The 19,779-nt window shown below is 70.1% G+C and carries 18 protein-coding genes; 7 read left to right on the top strand and 11 right to left on the bottom strand.

The window, feature by feature from the left end:
* Window positions 1–26: 26 nt before the first annotated feature.
* Window positions 27–1,115: a CPBP family intramembrane glutamic endopeptidase gene (locus tag GA0111570_RS10295; protein WP_092610353.1), complete on the top strand. Its 1,089-nt coding sequence runs from the start codon at window positions 27–29 to the stop codon at window positions 1,113–1,115.
* Window positions 1,066–3,048: a TIGR03960 family B12-binding radical SAM protein gene (locus GA0111570_RS10290; RefSeq protein ID WP_092610350.1), complete on the top strand. Its 1,983-nt coding sequence runs from the start codon at window positions 1,066–1,068 to the stop codon at window positions 3,046–3,048. The genes GA0111570_RS10295 and GA0111570_RS10290 overlap by 50 nt, the downstream gene beginning before the upstream one ends.
* A 75-nt stretch (window positions 3,049–3,123) precedes the next feature.
* Here the strand turns inward: GA0111570_RS10290 and GA0111570_RS10285 are convergent, their stop codons facing one another.
* Together GA0111570_RS10285 and GA0111570_RS10280 are read right to left on the bottom strand one after the other, a co-directional pair.
* Entirely contained in the window at window positions 3,124–4,839 is a 1,716-nt protein-coding gene (locus tag GA0111570_RS10285; protein ID WP_092610347.1) for an NAD-dependent malic enzyme, read from the bottom strand.
* 70 nt (window positions 4,840–4,909) lie between these two features.
* Window positions 4,910–5,413, bottom strand: coding sequence for an SRPBCC domain-containing protein (locus tag GA0111570_RS10280; RefSeq protein ID WP_092610344.1), 504 nt, complete (start codon window positions 5,411–5,413; stop codon window positions 4,910–4,912).
* 244 nt (window positions 5,414–5,657) lie between these two features.
* Between GA0111570_RS10280 and GA0111570_RS10275 the strand changes: the two genes are divergently transcribed.
* Window positions 5,658–6,371, top strand: coding sequence for a TIGR03936 family radical SAM-associated protein (locus GA0111570_RS10275; protein ID WP_245703128.1), 714 nt, complete (start codon window positions 5,658–5,660; stop codon window positions 6,369–6,371).
* A 132-nt stretch (window positions 6,372–6,503) separates the two neighbouring features.
* Here the strand turns inward: GA0111570_RS10275 and GA0111570_RS10270 are convergent, their stop codons facing one another.
* The 9 genes from GA0111570_RS10270 to GA0111570_RS10230 form a co-directional block, all read right to left on the bottom strand.
* Complete coding sequence (locus GA0111570_RS10270) at window positions 6,504–7,403, bottom strand: COX15/CtaA family protein (protein WP_245703126.1); 900 nt, start codon at window positions 7,401–7,403, stop codon at window positions 6,504–6,506.
* Window positions 7,400–8,164 (bottom strand): ABC transporter permease, encoded by a 765-nt coding sequence (locus GA0111570_RS10265; RefSeq protein ID WP_092610947.1) that lies wholly within the window; start codon window positions 8,162–8,164, stop codon window positions 7,400–7,402. The genes GA0111570_RS10270 and GA0111570_RS10265 overlap by 4 nt, the downstream gene beginning before the upstream one ends.
* A gap of 26 nt (window positions 8,165–8,190) precedes the next feature.
* Complete coding sequence (locus GA0111570_RS10260) at window positions 8,191–8,910, bottom strand: ABC transporter ATP-binding protein (protein WP_092610944.1); 720 nt, start codon at window positions 8,908–8,910, stop codon at window positions 8,191–8,193.
* Between the two features lie 149 nt (window positions 8,911–9,059).
* The gene (locus GA0111570_RS10255; protein WP_092610335.1) at window positions 9,060–9,851 is read right to left on the bottom strand and encodes an alpha/beta fold hydrolase; all 792 of its coding nucleotides are present in this window, start codon (window positions 9,849–9,851) and stop codon (window positions 9,060–9,062) included.
* A 1-nt stretch (window position 9,852) separates the two neighbouring features.
* Entirely contained in the window at window positions 9,853–10,428 is a 576-nt protein-coding gene (locus GA0111570_RS10250; protein WP_092610332.1) for a VOC family protein, read from the bottom strand.
* 77 nt (window positions 10,429–10,505) lie between these two features.
* A complete protein-coding gene (locus GA0111570_RS10245) occupies window positions 10,506–11,990 on the bottom strand; it encodes an NAD-dependent succinate-semialdehyde dehydrogenase (protein ID WP_092610329.1) in 1,485 nt (494 codons plus the stop codon).
* A 14-nt stretch (window positions 11,991–12,004) separates the two neighbouring features.
* Complete coding sequence (locus tag GA0111570_RS10240) at window positions 12,005–13,021, bottom strand: dihydrodipicolinate synthase family protein (RefSeq protein WP_092610326.1); 1,017 nt, start codon at window positions 13,019–13,021, stop codon at window positions 12,005–12,007.
* 52 nt (window positions 13,022–13,073) lie between these two features.
* The gene (locus GA0111570_RS10235; protein ID WP_092610323.1) at window positions 13,074–14,090 is read right to left on the bottom strand and encodes an ornithine cyclodeaminase family protein; all 1,017 of its coding nucleotides are present in this window, start codon (window positions 14,088–14,090) and stop codon (window positions 13,074–13,076) included.
* Between the two features lie 115 nt (window positions 14,091–14,205).
* A complete protein-coding gene (locus GA0111570_RS10230) occupies window positions 14,206–15,132 on the bottom strand; it encodes a VOC family protein (RefSeq protein WP_092610320.1) in 927 nt (308 codons plus the stop codon).
* 207 nt (window positions 15,133–15,339) lie between these two features.
* Between GA0111570_RS10230 and GA0111570_RS10225 the strand changes: the two genes are divergently transcribed.
* The 4 genes from GA0111570_RS10225 (at window position 15,340) to GA0111570_RS10210 (ending at window position 19,779) form a co-directional block, all read left to right on the top strand.
* The gene (locus GA0111570_RS10225; RefSeq protein ID WP_092610317.1) at window positions 15,340–16,278 is read left to right on the top strand and encodes a LysR substrate-binding domain-containing protein; all 939 of its coding nucleotides are present in this window, start codon (window positions 15,340–15,342) and stop codon (window positions 16,276–16,278) included.
* Window positions 16,279–16,386: 108 nt separating this feature from the next.
* Window positions 16,387–18,081 carry an MFS transporter gene (locus tag GA0111570_RS10220; protein ID WP_092610314.1) on the top strand — a complete coding sequence of 565 codons (1,695 nt, stop codon included), beginning with the start codon at window positions 16,387–16,389 and terminating at the stop codon, window positions 18,079–18,081.
* A complete protein-coding gene (locus GA0111570_RS10215) occupies window positions 18,068–19,240 on the top strand; it encodes an FAD-dependent oxidoreductase (protein ID WP_092610311.1) in 1,173 nt (390 codons plus the stop codon). The genes GA0111570_RS10220 and GA0111570_RS10215 overlap by 14 nt, the downstream gene beginning before the upstream one ends.
* A gap of 329 nt (window positions 19,241–19,569) precedes the next feature.
* Window positions 19,570–19,779, top strand: a complete 210-nt coding sequence (locus GA0111570_RS10210; protein ID WP_092610308.1) for a ferredoxin — start codon at window positions 19,570–19,572, stop codon at window positions 19,777–19,779.

Below are 19,779 nucleotides of genomic sequence, written 5' to 3'. Positions count from 1 at the left end.
GGCCCGCGGGCTGGGAGACTCTCACCATGGCACCCTCGCGCAGTGCGGATCCTTGGTCCCCTATGCCCGCCCTCCCGCTGGGCCCGCAGGACTACTACGGCCTGCTGCGGACCGAGCGCTATCGGTGGTGGCGCGGTCTGCTGGGGATCGTGCTGCTCCTGTTCGGCTGGCTGGTGGTCGGCGGCGTGCTGGGCTCCATCGGCCTCGCGGTGGACCTCGTGCGGGGTGACGTCACCCTCGCACAGCTGACGATGGAGGAGGTCCTCGCGGGCAGGATCTCGATGGGGCCGGCATTCTTCATCGCCAACAACCTGGGCCTGGCGGCGCTGGTCCCGCTGTCGATGCTGCTGAACCGGGTGCTCTTCGGCCAGCGTGCCGGCTGGCTGTCGTCGGTGGCCGGCCGGTTCCGTTGGCGGTGGCTGCTCTGGTGCCTGCTGCTGGTCGGCGTGCCATGGCTGGTCTACTACTTGGTCGAGATGCTGGTGGTCCCGGTCGGTGGGGCGCCAGTGGCGCTGTCGGGGTCCGTGGTGGTGCTCCTGCTGCTCACCCTGGTCACCACACCGCTGCAGTCGGCGGGTGAGGAGTGGGCCTTCCGCGGCTTCATCCCCCGGTGCATCGCCGCCATGGTGCCGGACCCGAGGATCGGCCTGGGGTTGGCGGCCCTGCTGGGCGCGGCGCTGTTCATGCTGATCCACCTGGCCCACGACCCCTGGCTCAACCTGTTCTACTTCGGGTTCGGACTCCTCCAGACCGCGCTGGTCTGGCGGACCGGCGGGCTGGAGGCCGCCGTCACGCTGCATGCCGTGAACAACCTCGTCGGGCTGGTGCCGATCGTCCTCACCGGCCAGCTCGGCACCTTTGCGGACCGGAGCGCCGGAGCCGGCGACTGGTCAGTGCTGGTGCCGATGGTGCTCGGCACGGTCCTGGTGGTCGTGGTCGACCGGATGGCACGGCGACGCGGGGTCGCCCGGCTCTTCACCCCCACCGCACCAGGGGTGCCCTCGGGGTGGGGGAGCCCGGTCGGAGGCTCGGATATCGGGGCTCCGCGGGTTACGCTGGAACCCTATGAACATCGCGACGACCCCCACCCCGGCGCCGGCGACCGGCGCGCCTGAGTCCCTCTTCCCCCGGCTCGAGCCCCTGCTGGCCCGGGTCGGCAAGCCGATCCAGTACGTCGGCGGCGAGTTGAACTCCGTCGTCAAGGAGTGGGAGGCCGCCGACGTGCGGTGGTGCCTGTCCTACCCGGACGCGTACGAGGTGGGCCAGCCCAACCAGGGCGTCGCGATCCTCTACGAGATCCTGAACGAGCGCGACTGGATCCTCGCCGAGCGTACGTACACCGTCTGGCCGGACATGGCCGAGCTGATGCGCGGGGCGGGCGTGCCGCAGTTCACGCTCGACGCGCACCGCCCGGTCGGCGCGTTCGACGTGCTCGGCTTCAGCTTCTCCACCGAACTCGGCTACACGAACATGCTGGAGACCATCGACCTGGCCGGGATGCCGCTGCACGCTGTGGACCGGCGCGAGGACGACCCGATCGTGCTGGCCGGCGGGCACGCAGCCTTCAACCCCGAGGCGATCGCCGACTTCATCGACGCGGCCGTGCTCGGCGACGGCGAGGAGATCTCGCTGGCGATCTCCGAGGTGGTCCGGGAGTGGAAGGCCGAGGGCAGGCCGGGTGGCCGAGACGGCGTACTGCTGCGCCTGGCCGAGTCCGGTGGGGTGTACGTGCCCAAGTTCTACGACGTCGACTACCTGCCGGACGGCCGGATCCGCCGGGTCGCCCCGAACCGGCCCAGCGTGCCGTACTCCATCCGCAAGCACACCCTGATGGACCTGGACAACTGGCCCTACCCGAAGCATCCGCTGGTGCCGCTGGCCGAGACCGTGCACGAGCGCTACTCGGTGGAGATCTTCCGTGGCTGCACCCGGGGCTGCCGGTTCTGCCAGGCCGGCATGATCACCCGCCCGGTCCGCGAGCGCAGCATCGAGACGATCGGCGCGATGGTGCAGGCGGGCCTGGAGTCCACCGGTCTGGAGGAGGTCGGCCTGCTCTCCCTGTCCTCGGCCGACCACTCCGAGATCGCCGATGTCACCAAGCAGCTCGCCGACCGCTACGAGGGAACCAACGTCTCGCTGTCGCTGCCCTCGACCCGGGTGGACGCGTTCAACATCGACCTGGCCAACGAGCTGTCGCGGAACGGTCGGCGCTCCGGGCTCACCTTCGCCCCGGAGGGCGGCTCGGAGCGGATGCGCCGGGTGATCAACAAGCAGGTCGACGAGGAGGACCTGATCCGTACGGTCGCGACGGCCTACTCCAACGGCTGGCGCAACGTGAAGCTGTACTTCATGTGCGGCCTGCCGACCGAGACCGACGAGGACGTCATGGCGATCGCCGACCTGGCCCGCCGGGTGATCGAGACCGGCCGGGAGGTGTCGGGCCGCAAGGACATCCGGTGCACCGTCTCGATCGGTGGTTTCGTGCCCAAGCCGCACACCCCGTTCCAGTGGGCCGCGCAGCTGGACTCCGCGACCACCGACGCGCGGCTGCAGAAGCTGCGCGACATCATCCGGGCGGACAAGCGGTACGGCAAGTCGATCGGCTTCCGCTACCACGACGGCAAGCCCGGCATCGTGGAGGGGCTGCTCTCCCGCGGCGACCGTCGGGTCGGCGCGGTGATCGAGCAGGTGTGGCGCAGCGGCGGCCACTTCGACGGCTGGAGCGAGCACTTCTCGTACGAGCGGTGGATGACCGCGGCCGACGGTGCCCTGGCCGGCACCGGTGTGGACGTCGACTGGTACACCACCAGGGAGCGCGACTACGACGAGGTCCTGCCCTGGGACCACCTCGATGCGGGCCTGGACCGCGACTGGCTGTGGGACGACTGGCAGGACGCCATCGACGAGCGGCCGGTCGACGACTGCCGCTGGACCCCGTGCTACGACTGCGGCGTCTGCCCGCAGATGGACACCGAGATCCAGGTCGGCCCGACCGGTCTCACGCTCCTGCCGTTGCCGACCGTCCGCAACCCGCTGGCCGCCGATTGAGGCGGTCCGGCGGTCCGCCGCCTGTGCCGGAGAGGTAGGAGCTGCCGGAGAGGCAGCTGTTGACGGGGAGCCGTCTCAGTCCGCCACGACCTTCGGGTAGGCCGGCGCCCACATCGACTCGTAGATGTCCTGGATCGGGTCGGAGAGGTGGCGTTCGGCCAACCCCTCGGCCTCCGCCACGGCGGCGACGGCGACCGCAACGGTGGCCGACACCGCCCGCAGCTCCTGGATGCCCGGGAGCAGGGAGGCGCCCTGCTCCTTGGACCGCCCCAGCGACGCCACCGCGCGCGCCGAGGCGGCGATCATGCCATCGGAGACCCGGGTGGCGTGGCTGGCGACCACCGCCAGCCCGATGCCGGGGAAGACCAGCGCGTTGTTGGCCTGGGCAATGGTGTAGCTCACCCCCTCGTACTCGACCGGTCCGAACGGCGATCCGGTGGCGATCAGCGCCCGGCCTCCGGTCCACTCCAGCAGGTCGGCGGGCACGGCCTCGGCCTTCACCGTCGGATTGGACAGCGGCATGATGATCGGGCGCTCGGTGTGCGCCGCCATGTCCCGGATGATCTCCTCGGTGAACGCCCCGGACTGCGCCGAGGTGCCGATCAGCACCGTCGGGTGCACGTTGCGGACCACGTCGGCCAGTTCGTAGTGCCCGGGGGCGTCCAGCTGCCAGCCGGCGAGTTCGGCCTCGGAGCGGGCGTACGGCTCCTGGAACGGGCGCATCCGCCCCGCGAGGCCTTCCCTCAGCAGTCCCTTCGACCCGAGCCCCCAGAAACGCTTGTTCGCCTCCAGCGGCGTCAGGCCGTCGGCGACCATCATGTCGCGCAGCAGGTCGGTGATGCCGATCCCGGCGGTCCCGGCACCGTGCACCACGATCCGCTGGTCGGCGAGTACCTCCCCGTGCGCGGACAGGGCGGACAGCACCGCGGCCACGACGACTGCGGCGGTGCCCTGGATGTCGTCGTTGAAGGCGCAGTAGTCGTGGCGGTAGGTCTCCAGCACCCGGTGGGCGTTGGAGGCGCCGAAGTCCTCGAAGTGGATCATCGCGTGCGGGAACATCTGGACGGCGGTCTCCATGAACTCCCGGACGAACGCGTCGTACCGCTCCCCGCGGACCCGCGAGTGGCGTACGCCGAGGTAGGTCTCCTCGTTCAGCAGCGCGAGGTTGTTGGTGCCCACGTCCAGCACGACCGGCAGCACCCGCTGCGGGTGGATCCCGGCGGCCGCGGTGTAGATCGCCAGCTTCCCGACGGTGATCCGTACGCCGCCGACGCCCTGGTCGCCGATGCCCAGGATGCCCTCGGAGTCGGTGACGACGATCAGGTCCAGGTCGTCGGGACCGTGCCCGTACGAGGCGAGCGCCTCGGAGATCTGCTCGGGGTGCTCGATCGACAGGAAGACGCCCCGGGGGCGCTGCATCCACTGGCTGTACTTCTCGATCGCCTCGCCGATGGTGGGGGTGTAGACGATCGGCAGCATCTCCTCGAGGTGCTCGGCCAGCAGGCGGTAGTAGAGCACCTCGTTGCGGTCGTGCATCGCCTCGAGGTAGTTGTTCTTCGCCAGCGGGGTCGGCTGCTCGCGGTACTGCTCGTACACCTTCTTGAGCTGGGCGTTCATCGACGTCACGCCCGGTGGCAGCAGACCGCTGATCCCCAGAGCGTCTCGGGTCGCGTGGCGGAACGCCGTGCCCTGGTTGATCATCGGGAGCGAGAGGACCGCGCGGCCCCGCACCCTGATGTGGACGGTCTCGCCATCGGGACCGGAGGTGAACTCGTACGGAGCAGTGCCCATGACCCGAACGCTACTCGGGTCCGGTGCCGGCGGTGGGAGGGGTGGCCGGCTGGTGACCGCCCCGGATGTGCTACTCGCCGCCGGTGAGGCCCGCCACGCCGCCCGCCGCCGGTATGCCGGCCAGGACGTACTCGTCGTAGACGTCCTCCCAGCAGTAGAGGTCCTCCAGCTGGTCGCCGCGCAGGCACAGCTCCAGGCGGCTCAGGCAGTTCGTCCAGCCGGCCGCGTTCAGGGCGGCCATGTCCCGCTCGGCCAGGTACATGGTCATCGTCAGCATGGTGGCCTCGCCGTCCGGCATCAGGTCGAACCAGACCTCGTCGGGGCCGAAGGTGAAGCCGAGCCGCTCGCCCGGCTCGTACGCCAGGACCTCGCCGAGCAGCGGGTCGGCGCCCTCGTTGCCGAACTGCACCGCCCCACCCTCGCGGGGCTCGAGGACGACGTGCGCGGGGAACCAGTTGTCCAGGCGCGGGGTCTCGGTCAGGGACAGCCAGACGCGCTGGGGGCGGGCCGGGTGGACCAGGTGGAAGCGCAGGGCAGGGCGGCCGTGGTGGGTGCGGAAGGAACCGAGGTCCATGTGTGCTCCTGGGAGGCTGTGCGCCGGCCTGGGGAAGGGCCGCGTCGGGGCGAGGTCGTGTGTGCACCGATGGACACTGCCGAGGTGGTCGACCACCTGCACGGCCAAGGATAGTCGGGGGACCGGGGTGCGGGCCCGCCACGTTGCGCAGGGCGGGAATCGTGTGGTGCCGGTCACCCGGTGCCTCGGGCGGCGTCACGTCGTACGTCGCGGCGGGGTGGGGGCGGCGGTAGGCTGGCCCACCGTGGCAGCCCAGAAGCAGCAACCCGAACAGCAGGCCCCTCCGGTGCAGCGACTCCAGATCCGCTACGCCAAGCGTGGCCGGGCCCGGTTCACCTCGCACCGAGACTTCGTCCGCGCCTTCGAGCGCGCCCTGCGACGGGCCAACGTGCCGATGGCGTACTCCTCGGGCTTCAACCCCCACCCGCGCATCTCGTACGTGAACTCCTCGCCGACCGGCGCGGCGACCGAGGCCGAGTACCTGGAGATCGGGCTCGCCGAGGTCTGTGACCCGCAGAAGGTGCTCGCGAAGCTCTCTGAGGCGATGCCGGACGGCCTGGTGCTGCGCGAGATCCGCGAGGCCGAGGGCGGCAAGGTCGGCGACGGTCTGGAGGCGTCCGTGTGGCGGGTCGAGCTGCCCGGCGCCGACGGCCGGGCGATGGCCGATGCAGCCCGGTTGTTCCTCGACTGTGACCGCATGGAGACCGAGCGGATGACCAAGCACGGGCCCCGGACGTTCGATGCCCGGGCCGACGTGAAGGGCATCAGCGCGTACGTGACCGATGGCGTGCCGATGCTGGACCTGGTGATCGCGCACAGCGAACCGCTGGTCCGCCCCGACGACGTGCTGCGCGCCCTGCAGGAGCTGCACCCGGCCTTCAGCGTCGTCGACCCGCCCAAGCTGACCCGCCTGGTCCAGGGCCGGCTGGAGCTGAACCGGGTCATCGCGCCCTGGTGACCGGGCCGCGGTCCTGGTGACCGGGCAGCGCCGCCTCCTCCGCCACCAGCGTGGTTCCGGGCGGCCCGCAGACGCCACACCCCTCCGGGCGGTCATGCCGGAGGGGTGTGGCGGCTGGCTGTCGGGGAGGGCTCAGGCGGAGACCGTCCGGCGGTCGCGGCCCGAGCTGTGCACCTCGGTCGCGCGGCGGACCGAGAGCATCAGGTTGGTCGAGGCGATCATCACCAGGCAGAGCCCCAGCAGGTGCACGATGATCAGGCCGCGCGGCAGGCCGGTGAAGTACTGCACGTAACCGACGGCTCCCTGGAAGAGCAGGGCGCCCAGCAGGGCGTACGTGGCCCGGGACCGCATCTTGACGACCAGATAGACGGTCAGGGCGACCAGCAGCCAGACGGTCCAGGCGTGGATCTTCGCCATCGTCTCCAGGTCCAGCCCGGTGCGCGGGGAGGACAGGTCGCCGGCGTGCGGGCCCGAACCGGTCACCACGGTGCCGAGGTAGATGCTGATCCAGGTCAGCACGTATGCCACCCGGGTGAGTGCGACCGAGGTGCCGTCCGCCACGTCCGTCGTCCTACGCCAGGCCATGTGGACGATCCAGGTGCAGATGCTGACCAGCGCGGCCGACAACAGCAGATGGATCCCCACCAGGTAGGGGCTGAGCCTGTACCACACCGTGATGCCGCCGATGACGGCCTGCACGACGATGCCGACCATCACCCAGGCGGTCAGCGTCCGGACCCGGGGCACCGGGGCGCCGTTCTCGCGGGAGCGCCAGGCGGAGATGATGTTGCCGATAGCGATGACGATCAGGACGAAGGTCAGCAGCCGGTTGCCGAACTCGATCGCCCCGTGGATGCCGTTGGCGGGCAGGGTGACGTACGAGGCCTCCGTGCAGCGCGGCCACTCGGAGCAGCCAAGCCCCGAACCGGTGACGCGGACGATGCCTCCGGTCAGGATGATGCCGCTGTTGGCGATCAGGTTGGCCAGTGACCAGCCGCGCAGCGCGCGACCGGTTCCGAACATGCGGGTCATGAGGTCCATCGGAATGCCTTTCGTGCGGCCAGGGCACCGAGCACTGACCAGACCAACCCTACGATGAGGGACTGCCAGGAGACGGTCCCGTCCGACCAGGCGCGCAACGCCTCACCGACCGCTGCCGTGGGCAGCAGGGCGATGACGGGACGGATGGCCTCGGGGTAGGACGCCACCGGGAGCATGATCGCCCCTCCCATCAACAGGACGAGGTAGACCAGGTTGGCCAGGCCGAGGGTGACCTCGGAGCGCAGCGTGCCGCCGAGCAGCATACCCAGGGCGGCGAAGGCGGTGCCACCCAGGACCACGGTGACCACCATGACCAGGGTCGGCAGGGCCCCGCCGACCGGCCGCCAGCCCAGGGCCACGGCGACCACGGAGAGGATCACGAGCTGGCCGGCCGTCACCAGCAGCAGGGCCAGGGCCTTGCCGAGCAGCAGGCCGCCGCGGCCCAGCGGGGTCGGCGAGAGACGCTCCAGCACGCCGTAGCGGCGCTCGAAGCTGACGGTGATGGCCAGCGAGGTGAAGCACGTCGACCACAGCGCCAGGGCGAGCACCGACGGCGCGAGGGTGTCGAAGGGCAGGCCGAGCCCGTGGCCGAACCACTTGCCGCCGACCAGGAAGGCGATCGGGATCACCAGGGCCAGCAGCAGCTGCTCGCCGTTGCGGACCAGCAGCTTGGCCTCGGTGAGGGCGTGGCTGCGAATCCGCCGTCCGGCCGGGGCGGCACCGGGGGCGGGGGAGTGGTCGAGCAGGGTCACGGGTCCTCCGGTCAGGCGTTCGGTGGTCACGGTCGCATCCGGCTGTCGGTGTTCGCCAGGAACACGTCCTCCAGCGTCCGGCCGCCGGCGGTGAGCTCGGCGACGGTTCCGGACAGCGCGATCCGACCGTGGTCGATGATCCAGATCCGATCGGCCAGTTCGGCGGCCTCGTCCATCAGGTGGGTGGTCAGCAGCACCGAGACACCGGCCTCGCGCAGGTCGTGCACCAGCGACCAGACCGAGCGGCGCGAGTGCGGGTCCATCCCCGCGGTCGGCTCGTCCAGGAACACCAGCTCGGGGCGTCCGATCAGTGCGCCGGCGAGGTTGACCGCCTGCTGCTGGCCGCCGGAGAGCCGGCGGTACGAGGTGGAGGCGAAGTCGGTGAGCCCCAGACGCTCGGCGAGGGGCTCGACCGGGAGCGGGTGGGCGTGCAGCGAGGCGAGGTAGCGCAGCAGCTCCAGCGGCTTGATCCCGGACCAGGCGCCGGTGCTCTGCGGCATCAGCCCGACCCGTCCGGTGGCACAGGCAGTGGTGACGTCTGTCCCCATGATCCGGATCGCTCCGGCATCGGGGTTGAGGATGCCGGTGCAGCAGCGGATCAGCGTGGTCTTGCCGGCGCCGTTGGGGCCGAGCAGCGCGGTGACCTGGCCGACCTCGGCACGCAGCGACAGGGAATCGATGATCGTCCGTCCGCCGAGGCGTACGACGAGGTCGTCGATCTCGAGGGCAGGGGTGGTGTCGGGCACCACTTGAGTCTAGGACGGCCCCGGCTGAGGTTGAGGTGAGAGCGGCCTCGGTGGACCGGGGCAGGGGAGCGGGGCACGGGTCCGGGCCGGCAAAGCAGGACCGGACCGCGGATGGCATCGGCGCGCCACCCGCGGTCCGGTCACGTACGTCAGGCCAGGAATCCCGCCAGCAGGTCGAGGACCTGGTCGGGGGCCTCGTGGTTGCAGATGTGGCCCGAACCGGTGACGATGCGCAGCTCGGTGCCGTCCATCCGGTCGGCCATCGCCGCCATCGCCTCCACCGGTCCGCCGCCGTGGTCGTTCTCCGCGGCGACGAGCATGGTCGGGACGGACAGGTCAGCCAGCCGGTCCTCGAAGTCCATCTCGACGAAGGCGCCGACGTACCCGACGTAGCCCTCGACGCTGCTGCGCCGGAAGCCCTCCTTCAGTGCGGCGGCGACCTCGGGATGGTCGGCGCGGAAGTCCTCGGACAGCCAGCGGTCGACCGTGACCTCTGCCAGCTCGGCCAGCCCGTTCTCCTGTGCGTACGCCTGCCGGTCGCGCCAGAAGTCACGGCGTCCCTCGGGCTGGCGCGGGCGGCAGCAGAATGCTGCGATCCGCTCGACCCGGCCGGGGTGGTCCAGGCCAAGCACGAGGCTGGTCGAGCCCCCGAAGCCGAGCCCGACCACGCTGGAGCTCTCGATCCCGAGCTCGTCCCACAGCTGCACGATGCCGGCGGCGACGTCCTCGATCCGCAGGTCCTCCGGCGGGGCCTCGCTCCCGCCGCAGCCCCACGGCTCGAACCGCAGCACCCGGTGGGTGGCGGCGAGCTCGGTGGCCTGGCGCTGCCAGAACGAGGCGTCGTTGCCGATGCCGGGGACGAAGGTCACCCAGGGGGCGCCCGCCGGACCTGTGGTGGAGGATTGCAGATGAGGCAACGAGCGGGCCGACGGTCCGGTCATGTCAGGCACCCTTCGGGGTCGGGCGCTCGTGCGGGGCACCGGGGATGAAGTCGTCGGTCGTGCCGGCCCGGAAACCCTCGAGCGCCTCCAGCGCGACGCCGTCGACGTAGTAGAGCTCGGTGTAGCAACCGATCGCCGCGCGGGTGTCCCAGTAGCTCCACTTGCAGTTGCCGGCGTCCGCCCTGAACCAGCCGGCCATCGCCTTCTGCAGGCCCTTCGAGGCGTAGTGCGCCTCGGCCGCCTCGAACTCGGCCAGGTCCTTGACCCGGAAGCCGACGTGGTGCGGTCCGGTGCCGTGCTCGTCGAGCCAGTCCCGGTAGATGCTGCGGCCGCCGTCGTGCTCGGCCAGTTCGATCAGCGTGTCGCCGGCGAAGCCGTACGCGCAGCTGAACTGGAAGTCCTCCGGCTCGCCCCAGTACTCCTTGTCGACCTGGTGCCTGGCCAGGTCGTACGCCTTGGACCAGCGCTCCACGCCGCTGACCGTGCGCCAGTGCTCGATCGCGGTGTCCAGGTCCTCGACCACGAAGCAGATCTGGTCGAAGGCACTGCCGATGAAGGTGGGGGTGTTGTCAGCCATCTGGTTCTCCTTGTGCCTGGGTGCGCCAGGAGCACCCCCGTGGCAGGGGTGCTCCTGGCCGGTGTCGTGCGGCCGGCTCACCAGGAGACGGCGGTGTACTTGCTCTCGAGGTACTCGAGCAGGCCCTCGTGGCCGCCCTCCTTGCCGATGCCGGACTCCTTCCAGCCGCCGAAAGGCGCTGCCGGGTCGGAGACCTTGCCGCGGTTGATGCCGACCATGCCGGCGTCGATCCGGGAGGCCATGCTCATGCCCAGCGCCAGGTCCGAGGTCTGCACGAAGGAGACCAGGCCGACCTCGACGTCGTTGGCCTGCTCGATCACGTCCTCCAGTTCGGTGAAGGTCACGATCGGTGCGACCGGGCCGAAGATCTCCTCGCGGATGCAGCGGGCGTCGCGCGGTACGTTGCGCAGCAGGGTCGGCTGCAGGAAGTAGCCGGCCGAGTCCACCGCCTCCCCGCCGAACACGACCTCGGCGCCGCGGGCCTTGGCGTCCTCGATCAGCTCGAGCATGCCGTCGCGCTCCTTGCGGGTGACCATGGCCCCGAGGTTGTTCTCCGGATCGAGGCCGTGCCCGACCTTGAGGTCGGCCATCGCCGTCCTGAAGCGCTCGACGAACTCGGCCTCCACCGACTCGTGCACGTAGAAGCGGTTGGCAGCGGTGCAGGACTGGCCACCGTTGCGGAACTTGGCGACCATCGCGCTCGCCACGGCGACATCCAGGTCGGCGTCCGGCATGACGATGAACGGCGCGTTGCCGCCCAGTTCCATGGACGTACGCATGACCCGCCGGGCGGCCTGCTCCATCAGTACCTTGCCGACGCCGGTCGAGCCGGTGAAGGAGATCTTCTTGACCCGGGGGTCGGCCATCATGGCGGCGATGGTGGAGTGCGACTTCGACGGGGTGATCACGTTGATCACCCCGGCCGGGACGCCGGCCTCCTCGAAGATGGCCGCCATCGCCAGAGCGGTCAGCGGGGTCTCCTTGGCCGGCTTCAGGATCGTGGTGCAGCCGGCCGCCAGCGCCGGACCGATCTTCCGGGTCGCCATCGCCGCCGGGAAGTTCCAGGGCGTGACGAACAGCGAGATGCCCACCGGGTGCAGCGTGGTGATGATGTTGTACTCACCACTGGGGGCGGTGGCCACCGTGCCGAGTCCGCGGCAGGCCTCCTCGGAGAACCAGCGCAGGAACTCTGCGCCGTAGTCGACCTCGCCCTGGGCCTCGGCGTACGCCTTGCCAGACTCCAGCGTGATCAGCTTGGCGATGTCGTCGCGGTTGGCGATCATCAGGTCGAACGCGCGGCGCAGGATCTCGCCACGCTGCCGGGGCGGGGTGGCAGCCCAGCCCGCTGCCGCCGCATCGGCGGCCGCCACGGCCGCCATGCAGTCGTCGGGGGTGGAATCAGCGACCTGGACGAAGACCTCGCCCTTGCCGGGGTCCTCGACCCCGAAGGTGGCGCCGTCGGAGGCGTCGAGCCACTCCCCGCCGATGTACTGCTTGCCCGCCAGGGCCTTCTCGTACGCCGTGGTCGCCGTGTCCTCGCGCGTCATCTGGTCGACAGTCATGTCGTTGTCCTTCCTCAGGCCTGGATCCGGCCGGCCATGAAGGCCTCGTCCGGGTCGTCGGTGCACGGCAGGCCGGCCGCCTTGAGGCCGGCGCGCAGTGCCTTCATGTGCTTGTCGGGCAGACGGGTCATCGGGTGGCGCAGGGCGCCGCCGTTGAAGCCGGCCAGCCAGTCCTGGTACTTCCAGGACGTACGGTTCAGGGTCGAGATGCCCGGCATGTACGAGGCGCCGACGGAGTCGTTCGCGAGCCGGGCCGGCATGGTGGCCCAGAAGGACTCCATCGCCTGCTCCCACTGGCCGCTGCGGGCCAGCTTGAAGGCCTTGGGGTAGTAGTCGCTCATCCACTGGGTGTTCGAGGTGCCGGAGAACTGGATGTCCATCACGTCCATCAGCGGCAGGCACTGGTTCTCGATCGGGTGGTTGACGACGATGTCGTCCTTGAAGTGGTGCATCATCTCGACGATGCCGATCGGCTGCGGGTAGCCCTGCTCGGCCTTGATCGCGACCACGTTGGGGATGGTGTCGACCATCCTACGGATCAGCGCGACGGACATGCCTGCCGGGTTGACCCGCTCGAAGCCCCACAGCGGGATCGGGAAGAGCATCACGGCCATGTCGACGGCATCGCAGAAGGACTTGGTGTAGTCGTAGATCTGCTGCTCGGTGGTCGGCCAGAACTGCGCGGGGTAGGACAGCAGCGCGATGTCCGCGCCGGCCTGCTCGGCCAGCCTGGCCGCGCGGATGTTCTCCTCCAGGCTGGGGAAGGCTGCGTGGAAGAACAGCTTGGTCCGTCCGGCGGAGGCCTCGCGGGCCACGGCGGTGAACTCGGCGTTCTCCTCCGGGGTGATGGCGGTCTCGGCCATGATCAGCGTGTAGTCGTAGCCGAGTTCGGCGATCTTGTTGATGTCGTGCGCGATCGCGTTGCGGTTCAGCTTCTTCAGGTCGGCGGTGAACGAGGGGTTGCTCACGCCGGAGACACCGGTCAGGTGCTCGCGGGCCCACTCACGCGCTTCGTTCTTCTGGTAGTCCATGGCATATCTCCTTTGATCGCTGCTGGCTCGTCCGCGGGTGCAGGGGGTCGGGTTACTTGTCGATCGGCTGGATCGGGGAGCCGACGACGGTGCCGATGCCGAGCCGCTCGGCGCTGGCGAGCAACTGCTCGGCGACGACGATGTCCTGCAGGGCCGACCCGACCGACTTGTAGACGACGATCTCGTCCTCACCGGTCCGGGCGGCCTGCCGGCCCGACACGATGTCGGCCAGCGAGAACAGCCGGCCCTCGAAGTCGATGCCGTCGGCCTTGGCAGCCAGGAAGTCGCCGGTGTCCTCGCTGACCTCCTCGACCATGTCGGCGACGATCCGGGCGGCCTTCGCCAGCAGGTCGGTGCCGACCTCGCGCTGTTCGGGCAGGGTGGACCCGATCGACACCACGGTGGTGCCGGGGCCGACCCACGCCCCGGACAGGGTGGGGGACTCGTCCCGGGAGCGTGCCGCACAGAGGACCACGTCGGCGCCCCGGACGGCCTCCTCGGCGCTGGCGGCGGGCACGACGACCAGGCCGGTCTCGGCGGCGGCGCGGTCCGCGAAGGCCTGCCGCGAGGTCTCGCGGGGGCTGAAGACCGTCGCGGAGGCGACCTCGCGGATCTTGCTGACGGCGAGGAAGTGGTTGTAGGCCTCGAAGCCCGAGCCGACCACGGCGACCCGTACGGGGCGCTGCGGTGCGGCCTGGTCGACGAAGACGGCCGAGGTGGCGGCGGTACGCAGGCCGGTGATGTGGCTGCCGTCGACCAGGGCCTTCAGCGTCGCGACCTCGCGGTCGATCAGCAGGACGGTGTAGCTGGCCTTCACGTTCTGCCGGTTGACGGTGATCATCTTGGCGCCGACGTGCTTGCCGGAGGTCGAGATCGCGGTCATCCCGCGCAGCCAGATGCCGGTGTCGCGGGCCATGGAGCGCATCGGCACCATGTCGTCGGTCAGGTGGCGGCCGTAGGCGTCGCGCAGGGCGTCTATCGCCTCCCGCCAGTCGGCGAGCTGCTCGACGTCGGCGGCGCTCAGCATGCGCAGGCTGCCGGCAGGGGTGGTGGTGGAATCGTGGGACATGGGCTTCTCCTCGGGAGCTGGGCGGGGACGGCGAGGGCACGACACCGGCCCGGGCCCGGCGTACGTCCCCGCCGGGGCAGGGACGTACGCCGGGACCCGAGCGGGTCGGTGCGGCTCAGACGGGCGAGGAGGCCCAGAGCTTCTGGTCGGGATCGTTGGCCTGGGCGGCGAGCATCCGCTCGGTGATCGCACCACCGAAGCCCCACTGGTCCTGGGTCTCCGGCTTCATGTCGTACGTACGCGGCTCGTGGTTCTCGTCGTCGACGACCTCCAGCGAGGTGGTGTACTCGTGCACGTTCCCGTTGGGGTCGAGAAAGTAGCTGAAGGTGTTGTCGCCGGCGGTGTGGCGGCCCGGCCCCCAGAGCACCTCCTGGCCGGCGCGCAGCAGGCGGCCGGAGCCACGCATGTACTCGTCGATGCCGCGCATCTCGAAGGAGACGTGGTTGATGGCGGTGTGCCGCCCGCGGCCGAGGCCGAGGATGTGGTGCTGCGAGCCGGCCCGCATGAAGCACAGCACGTTGCCGAGCCAGTCGGTCAGGCGCAGCCCGAGGTACTCCTCGTAGAAGCCCTTCATCGCCTCCAGGTTCGGCGTGTTCAGGACGAAGTGGCTGAGGTTCTGCGGGATCGACTCGCGCTCCTCCAGGGCCCGGAAGGGCTTGGGTGCGACGTCCGCCGACACCTCGACCAGCACGCCGTCGGGGTCGTAGAAGCGGACGCCGTAGCCACCGCCCGGCGTGTCGAGGGAGCCGGGCTCACGGTCCAGCTTGATGTTGCCGGCGACCAGGCGCTCGGCGAGCTGGTCGACGTCAGCGGCGCTCCTAGCGGCGTACGCGACCAGGTCGATGCCCTTCTTCTCGTCCTCGCGGAGACGGACGACGTACTGCTCGGGATCGGCGGGGGTGCCCCAGAAGGACAGGCCGGAGTCGTCGGCGACCCGCTCGAGGCCCCACAGGTCCTGGTAGAAGTCGACGGCCTCCTTGTAGTTCGGGACGGCCATGGCGACGTGGCGGACGTGGGTGACCGGGCGGAACGGTGCCTGCATGTGAATTCCTCCTCCTTGAGGACTGCATATGTCGGTGCGATCGGATCGCGGTGTTTCGGGGCTCTGGGCTCGCTGCGCTTGGTGCGCCGGGGACGGCGGGCGTCCTGCTGCGATGTGTCGAGGCTAGGAGGAGTGGGACCTACACCACAAACAATCTCTGACGATTGGATGTATTGATCCGATCCATCAAGGGTCATACTTGCCCGCATGGACCTGAAACGAGTGGACCTGAACCTGCTGGTCGCCCTCGACGCCCTCCTCGCCGAGCGCAGCGTCACCCGTGCCGCAGAACGGCTCTCCATCGGCCAGTCGGCGATGAGCTCGACCCTCGGCCGGCTCCGCAAGCTGTTCGACGACCCGGTGCTGGTCCGCGACGGCCGTGCCCTGGTCCCGACCCCGCTCGCCCTCTCGCTCGAGGTCCCGGTACGGCGTGTCCTGGCCGAGGTGGAACGGGTGCTGGCCCATGCGGACGGGTTCGACCCGGCGGTGGACGAGCGGACCTTCACCATCCTGGCCAGCGACTTCGTCGTGATGACCTTCCTGCAGCCACTGCTCGCCCACCTGTCCCTGGTCGCCCCGAACGTACGCTTCAGCGTGCTCGCACCCGCGGAGGGGTTCGAGGACGAGCTGCGGCGCAACCGGGTGGACGCCGTCATCGTCCCCAAGGAGGCGCTGCCCGACCACCGGAGGTTCCGTCACCAGGTGCTGTTCCGGGACCGGTACATCTGCGTGGTCGACAAGGACAACCCGAGCATCGGTGGCAGCGTCACCCTGGAGGACCTCCGGACCCAGCCCTACCTGGCGTGGGGCACGGCCGGCGGCCTGCCCTCCTTGGTCGAGATCCAGCTGGATGCCATGGCAGTGGAACGCCGTACGGACCTGGTCACCACCATGGGGATCACCCCCTTCGTGGTGCAGGGCACCCGGCTGATCGCGATCATCCCTGCCCGTCTCGCCGCCTACCCGGCGATCCGTCGCGAGCTCCGCGTCCTGGAGCCGCCGGTGCCGCTGGCAGGCTTCTCCGAGACGCTGCTGTGGACCGACCTCAACGACGAGGACGCCGGGCACCGGTGGATGCGCCAGGTGTTCTCCGAGCATGCGGCCACGCTGGGGAGCGTCGTCGAAGAGGAACGATCCGCTCAATAGTCCCCATCGACAGCATGTGTTTCCCGTCACACTCGCGGCGCCCTAGTTTCATCGCATGCCTATCTGTCCGATCGGCCGATGACGTCCGACCGCAAGGGAGACACTTCCATGACCAACACCTCCACCCCGACATCCCCGGGGCGGCTCAGTGCGACGACGGCCCCCGTCGTCGGCTACTCCGGGACCCTGATCGCCGCCTGCTCGGCCGTGTTCGTCTCGCAGGCGATCAGCGCGCTCCCCGCCTCGCTGAACGGCCTGTTCCAGTCCAGCCTGAACATCTCCGGCCTCCAGCTGACCTGGATCACGGCGGCCTTCATGGTGAGCGTCGTCGTGTTCGAGTTCAGCTTCGGTGTCCTCGGCGACATGTTCGGCCGCAAGAAGCTGGTGATCGCCGGAGCGCTGCTGGCGATCGTCGGTAGCATCGTCTCCGCCCTCGCCCCCAGCGTCGAGGTACTCTGGCTGGGTGCCGCGATCAACGGCCTCGGTGCCGGCGCGATGTTCCCCGGCTCGCTGTCCCTGGTCGCCGCCATCACCCACTCCCCGGAGCAGCGCGCGAAGGCCGTGGCGATGTGGGCCGGGTCGCTCTCGCTGGCCGCCGCCTTCGGCCCGATGGCCGGTGGCATCATCTCCTCGGGCGGCAACTGGCGCCTGAGCTACTGGTTCCTCGCCGGCCTGGCCGCCGTCGCACTGCTGCTGACCGGCCTGCTGGCGGTCGAGTCGTCCGCCCCCGAGGGCCGCAAGCTCGACGTCCCCGGCCAGATCACCTTCGCCCTCGGCCTGCTGCTGGTCCTGTACGGGGTCATCCAAGGTGCCGAGGAGGGCTGGGGCAGCCCGCGCATCCTCGGGGCGTTCGTCATCGGCGCCGCCCTGCTCGCCGCCTTCCTGGTGATCGAGAGCAAGGTCGAGTCGCCGATCCTGCACCTGGACCTGTTCCGCAACCGCCCCTTCGCCGTCACCGCGCTGGTCTCCATCATCGGCATGTTCACCTTCCTCGGCGTCGGCTACGGCATGAGCATGTGGCTGGGCCCGGTCCAGCACCAGCCGCCGATCATGATCGCCCTCTTCTTCCTGGTCGTGCAGGCACCCACCTTCGTCCTGGTCCCCGTGCTGTCCCGCCTCCTCGGGGTGATCAACCCGAGCTGGCTGCTCGCCGCCGGCTGGCTGCTGATGGGGGTCGGCGCCTTCCTGCTCAGCAGGCTCGACGTCACCAACACCTCCTTCGGACCGTTCGTCGTCCCCGCCCTGTTCGTCGGCCTGGGCTTCGCCCTCGCCCTCAACTCCATGACGGCGGTCGCCCTGAACAACGTCCCGATGCACCTGGTCGGCATGGGCAGCGCCACGATCAACATGATCCGCGACCTCGGCTTCGCCCTCGGCCCGGCCATCGTCGGCTCCGTCGCCCTCAGCACCGCCGCCCGTACCTTCGGCCAGAACCTCTCCGGCGCCGGCCTCTCCCCGCAGGACCAGGGTGCCGCCGAGGCGATCAACGGGATCGCCGGTCCGCTGGCGGTCAACGGACTGCCCCAGGGAGCCCCCGGCTCCGGTGCCGCCGGCGTCGCCCTGCAGGCGCTCGGCGACGGTTTCTCCCGCGGCCTGCTGGTCGCCGCTGCGGCGGCCCTGCTGGCAGCGATCCTCACGGTGGTGCTGATGGCTGGTGCCGGCGGCAAGGACCCCGAGCCCGAGGCACTGTTCGACCCGCTGCACCCCGACGTCGACTCCGAACCGGTCGTCGAGCTCCCGATCCCCGTCCACCCGCACCAGCCCGGCTTCGAAGGGGGTCGCCCGCACGATGAGCGTTCCTGACACCAGCATCACCCGCGCCAGCGTTCCCGGCACCGGTGCTCCTGCCTCGGCCCTGGTCATCGGCGGCGGCTTCTCCGGAACCTCCGCAGCCCTCGAGCTGGCCAGGCGCGGCGTACGCGTCGACCTGGTCGAGATCACCCCCGAGTGGGGCACGTACGGCGCCGGGATCAGCATCGGCGGCCCGACCCTCCGGGCGCTCCGGACCCTCGGGGTCCTGGACCGGTACCTCGCGGAGGGAGCCGCCTTCGACGGCACCGACGTCCTCCGGGCGGACGGCCACCCGCTGGTGAGTCTGCCCAGTCCACGGGTCGCCGGCGAGGACGTGCCGGGCAACGGCGCCATCATGCGCCCGCTCTTGCAGCAGATCCTCTCCGAGGCGGCCCTGGCCGCCGGGGTGCGGGTGCACCTCGGCAGCACCGCCACCGACCTGGTCGATGACGGCACCGGCGTCACGGCCCGGCTGACCGATGGCTCGGAGCACCGCTACGACGTGGTGGTCGGAGCCGACGGACTGTACTCCCGGACGCGCCGGTCCCTCTTCCCCGACGTCCCCGGCCCCCACTACAGCGGCCAGGGCGTCTGGCGGGCCGTGCTCCCGCTGCATCCGGGCATCACGCGTACGACCCTGTGGATCGGGGACGACGTCAAGGTCGGCCTGAACCCTGTCTCGGACCGGGAGATGTACCTGTTCGTCAACGAGAACATCCCCGACCATCGCCGGGTGCCCGACGAGGAGTTGCTGCCACGCCTGCTGGCCCTGCTCGAGCCGTTCTCCGATCCCCGCCTCCGGTCCGCGCGCGACCAGCTGGACGAGACCTCGCTGATCTCCTTCCGCCCCCTCGAGGGACTGCTGGTCGACACGCCATGGCACCTGGGCCGGATCGTCCTGATCGGCGACGCCGTCCACGCGACCACCCCACACCTGGCCGCCGGCGCCGGGATCGGCATCGAGGATGCGATCGTGCTGGCCGACGAATTGTGCTCCGGGGCCGGGGTCGAGGCCGCGCTGTCAGCCTTCGAGGAGCGTCGCTGGGAGCGTTGCGCCATGGTGGTCAACAACTCCGGCCGCCTGGGCCAGATCGAGATCACCCGGGGTGATCGCCAGGAGCATGCCCAGCTGATGGACGCCTCCTTCACGGCACTGCTCGCGCCGATCTGATCGGCCGTTCTCCGTTCTCCGTTCTCCGTTCTCCGTTCTCCGTCCGGTGGCCGTCGCCGGTGCCCGGGTCTCCGCCCGGTGGTGCCCTGCTGGGGTGCCGCCGGGCGATCGGCGTTCCGAGGGGGCCGGTGGGTGAGGCGAATCTGACCTGCCAGCCCTGGCCCCGGACGGGTCGCGCTCGCACCAGCCAGACAAGCCATTGATGGCATCGATGGCAGACATCATGAAGAACCGTTTCCCAAAATGTGACGTGCGTCCTATGTTTTCTCCATCGGCCAGCGCAGGGACGCGTTGAACCAGCCGACGCTGACCAGGAAGGCAACGAAGCCATGAGCATCTCCATCGCTCTCGACACCAGCAAGTGCCAGGCCTACGGGCTGTGCATGGGCATCTCTCCCGACGTTTTCGACGTACCGTCCGGCAGCTCCATTGCCGTCCTGCTGCGCGACTCGGCGGACGAGGACGAGCGCGAGGACCTCGAGGAGGCGGCCCGCAGCTGCCCCGCCCAGGCCATCGTCCTGACCACCACCGGCGCCTGA

Source organism: Raineyella antarctica, assembly GCF_900092135.1.
GTDB lineage: Bacteria > Actinomycetota > Actinomycetes > Propionibacteriales > Propionibacteriaceae > Raineyella > Raineyella antarctica.
The sequence above is the reverse complement of the archived record's forward strand: the minus strand, read 5'-3'. Positions and strand labels throughout refer to the sequence as shown.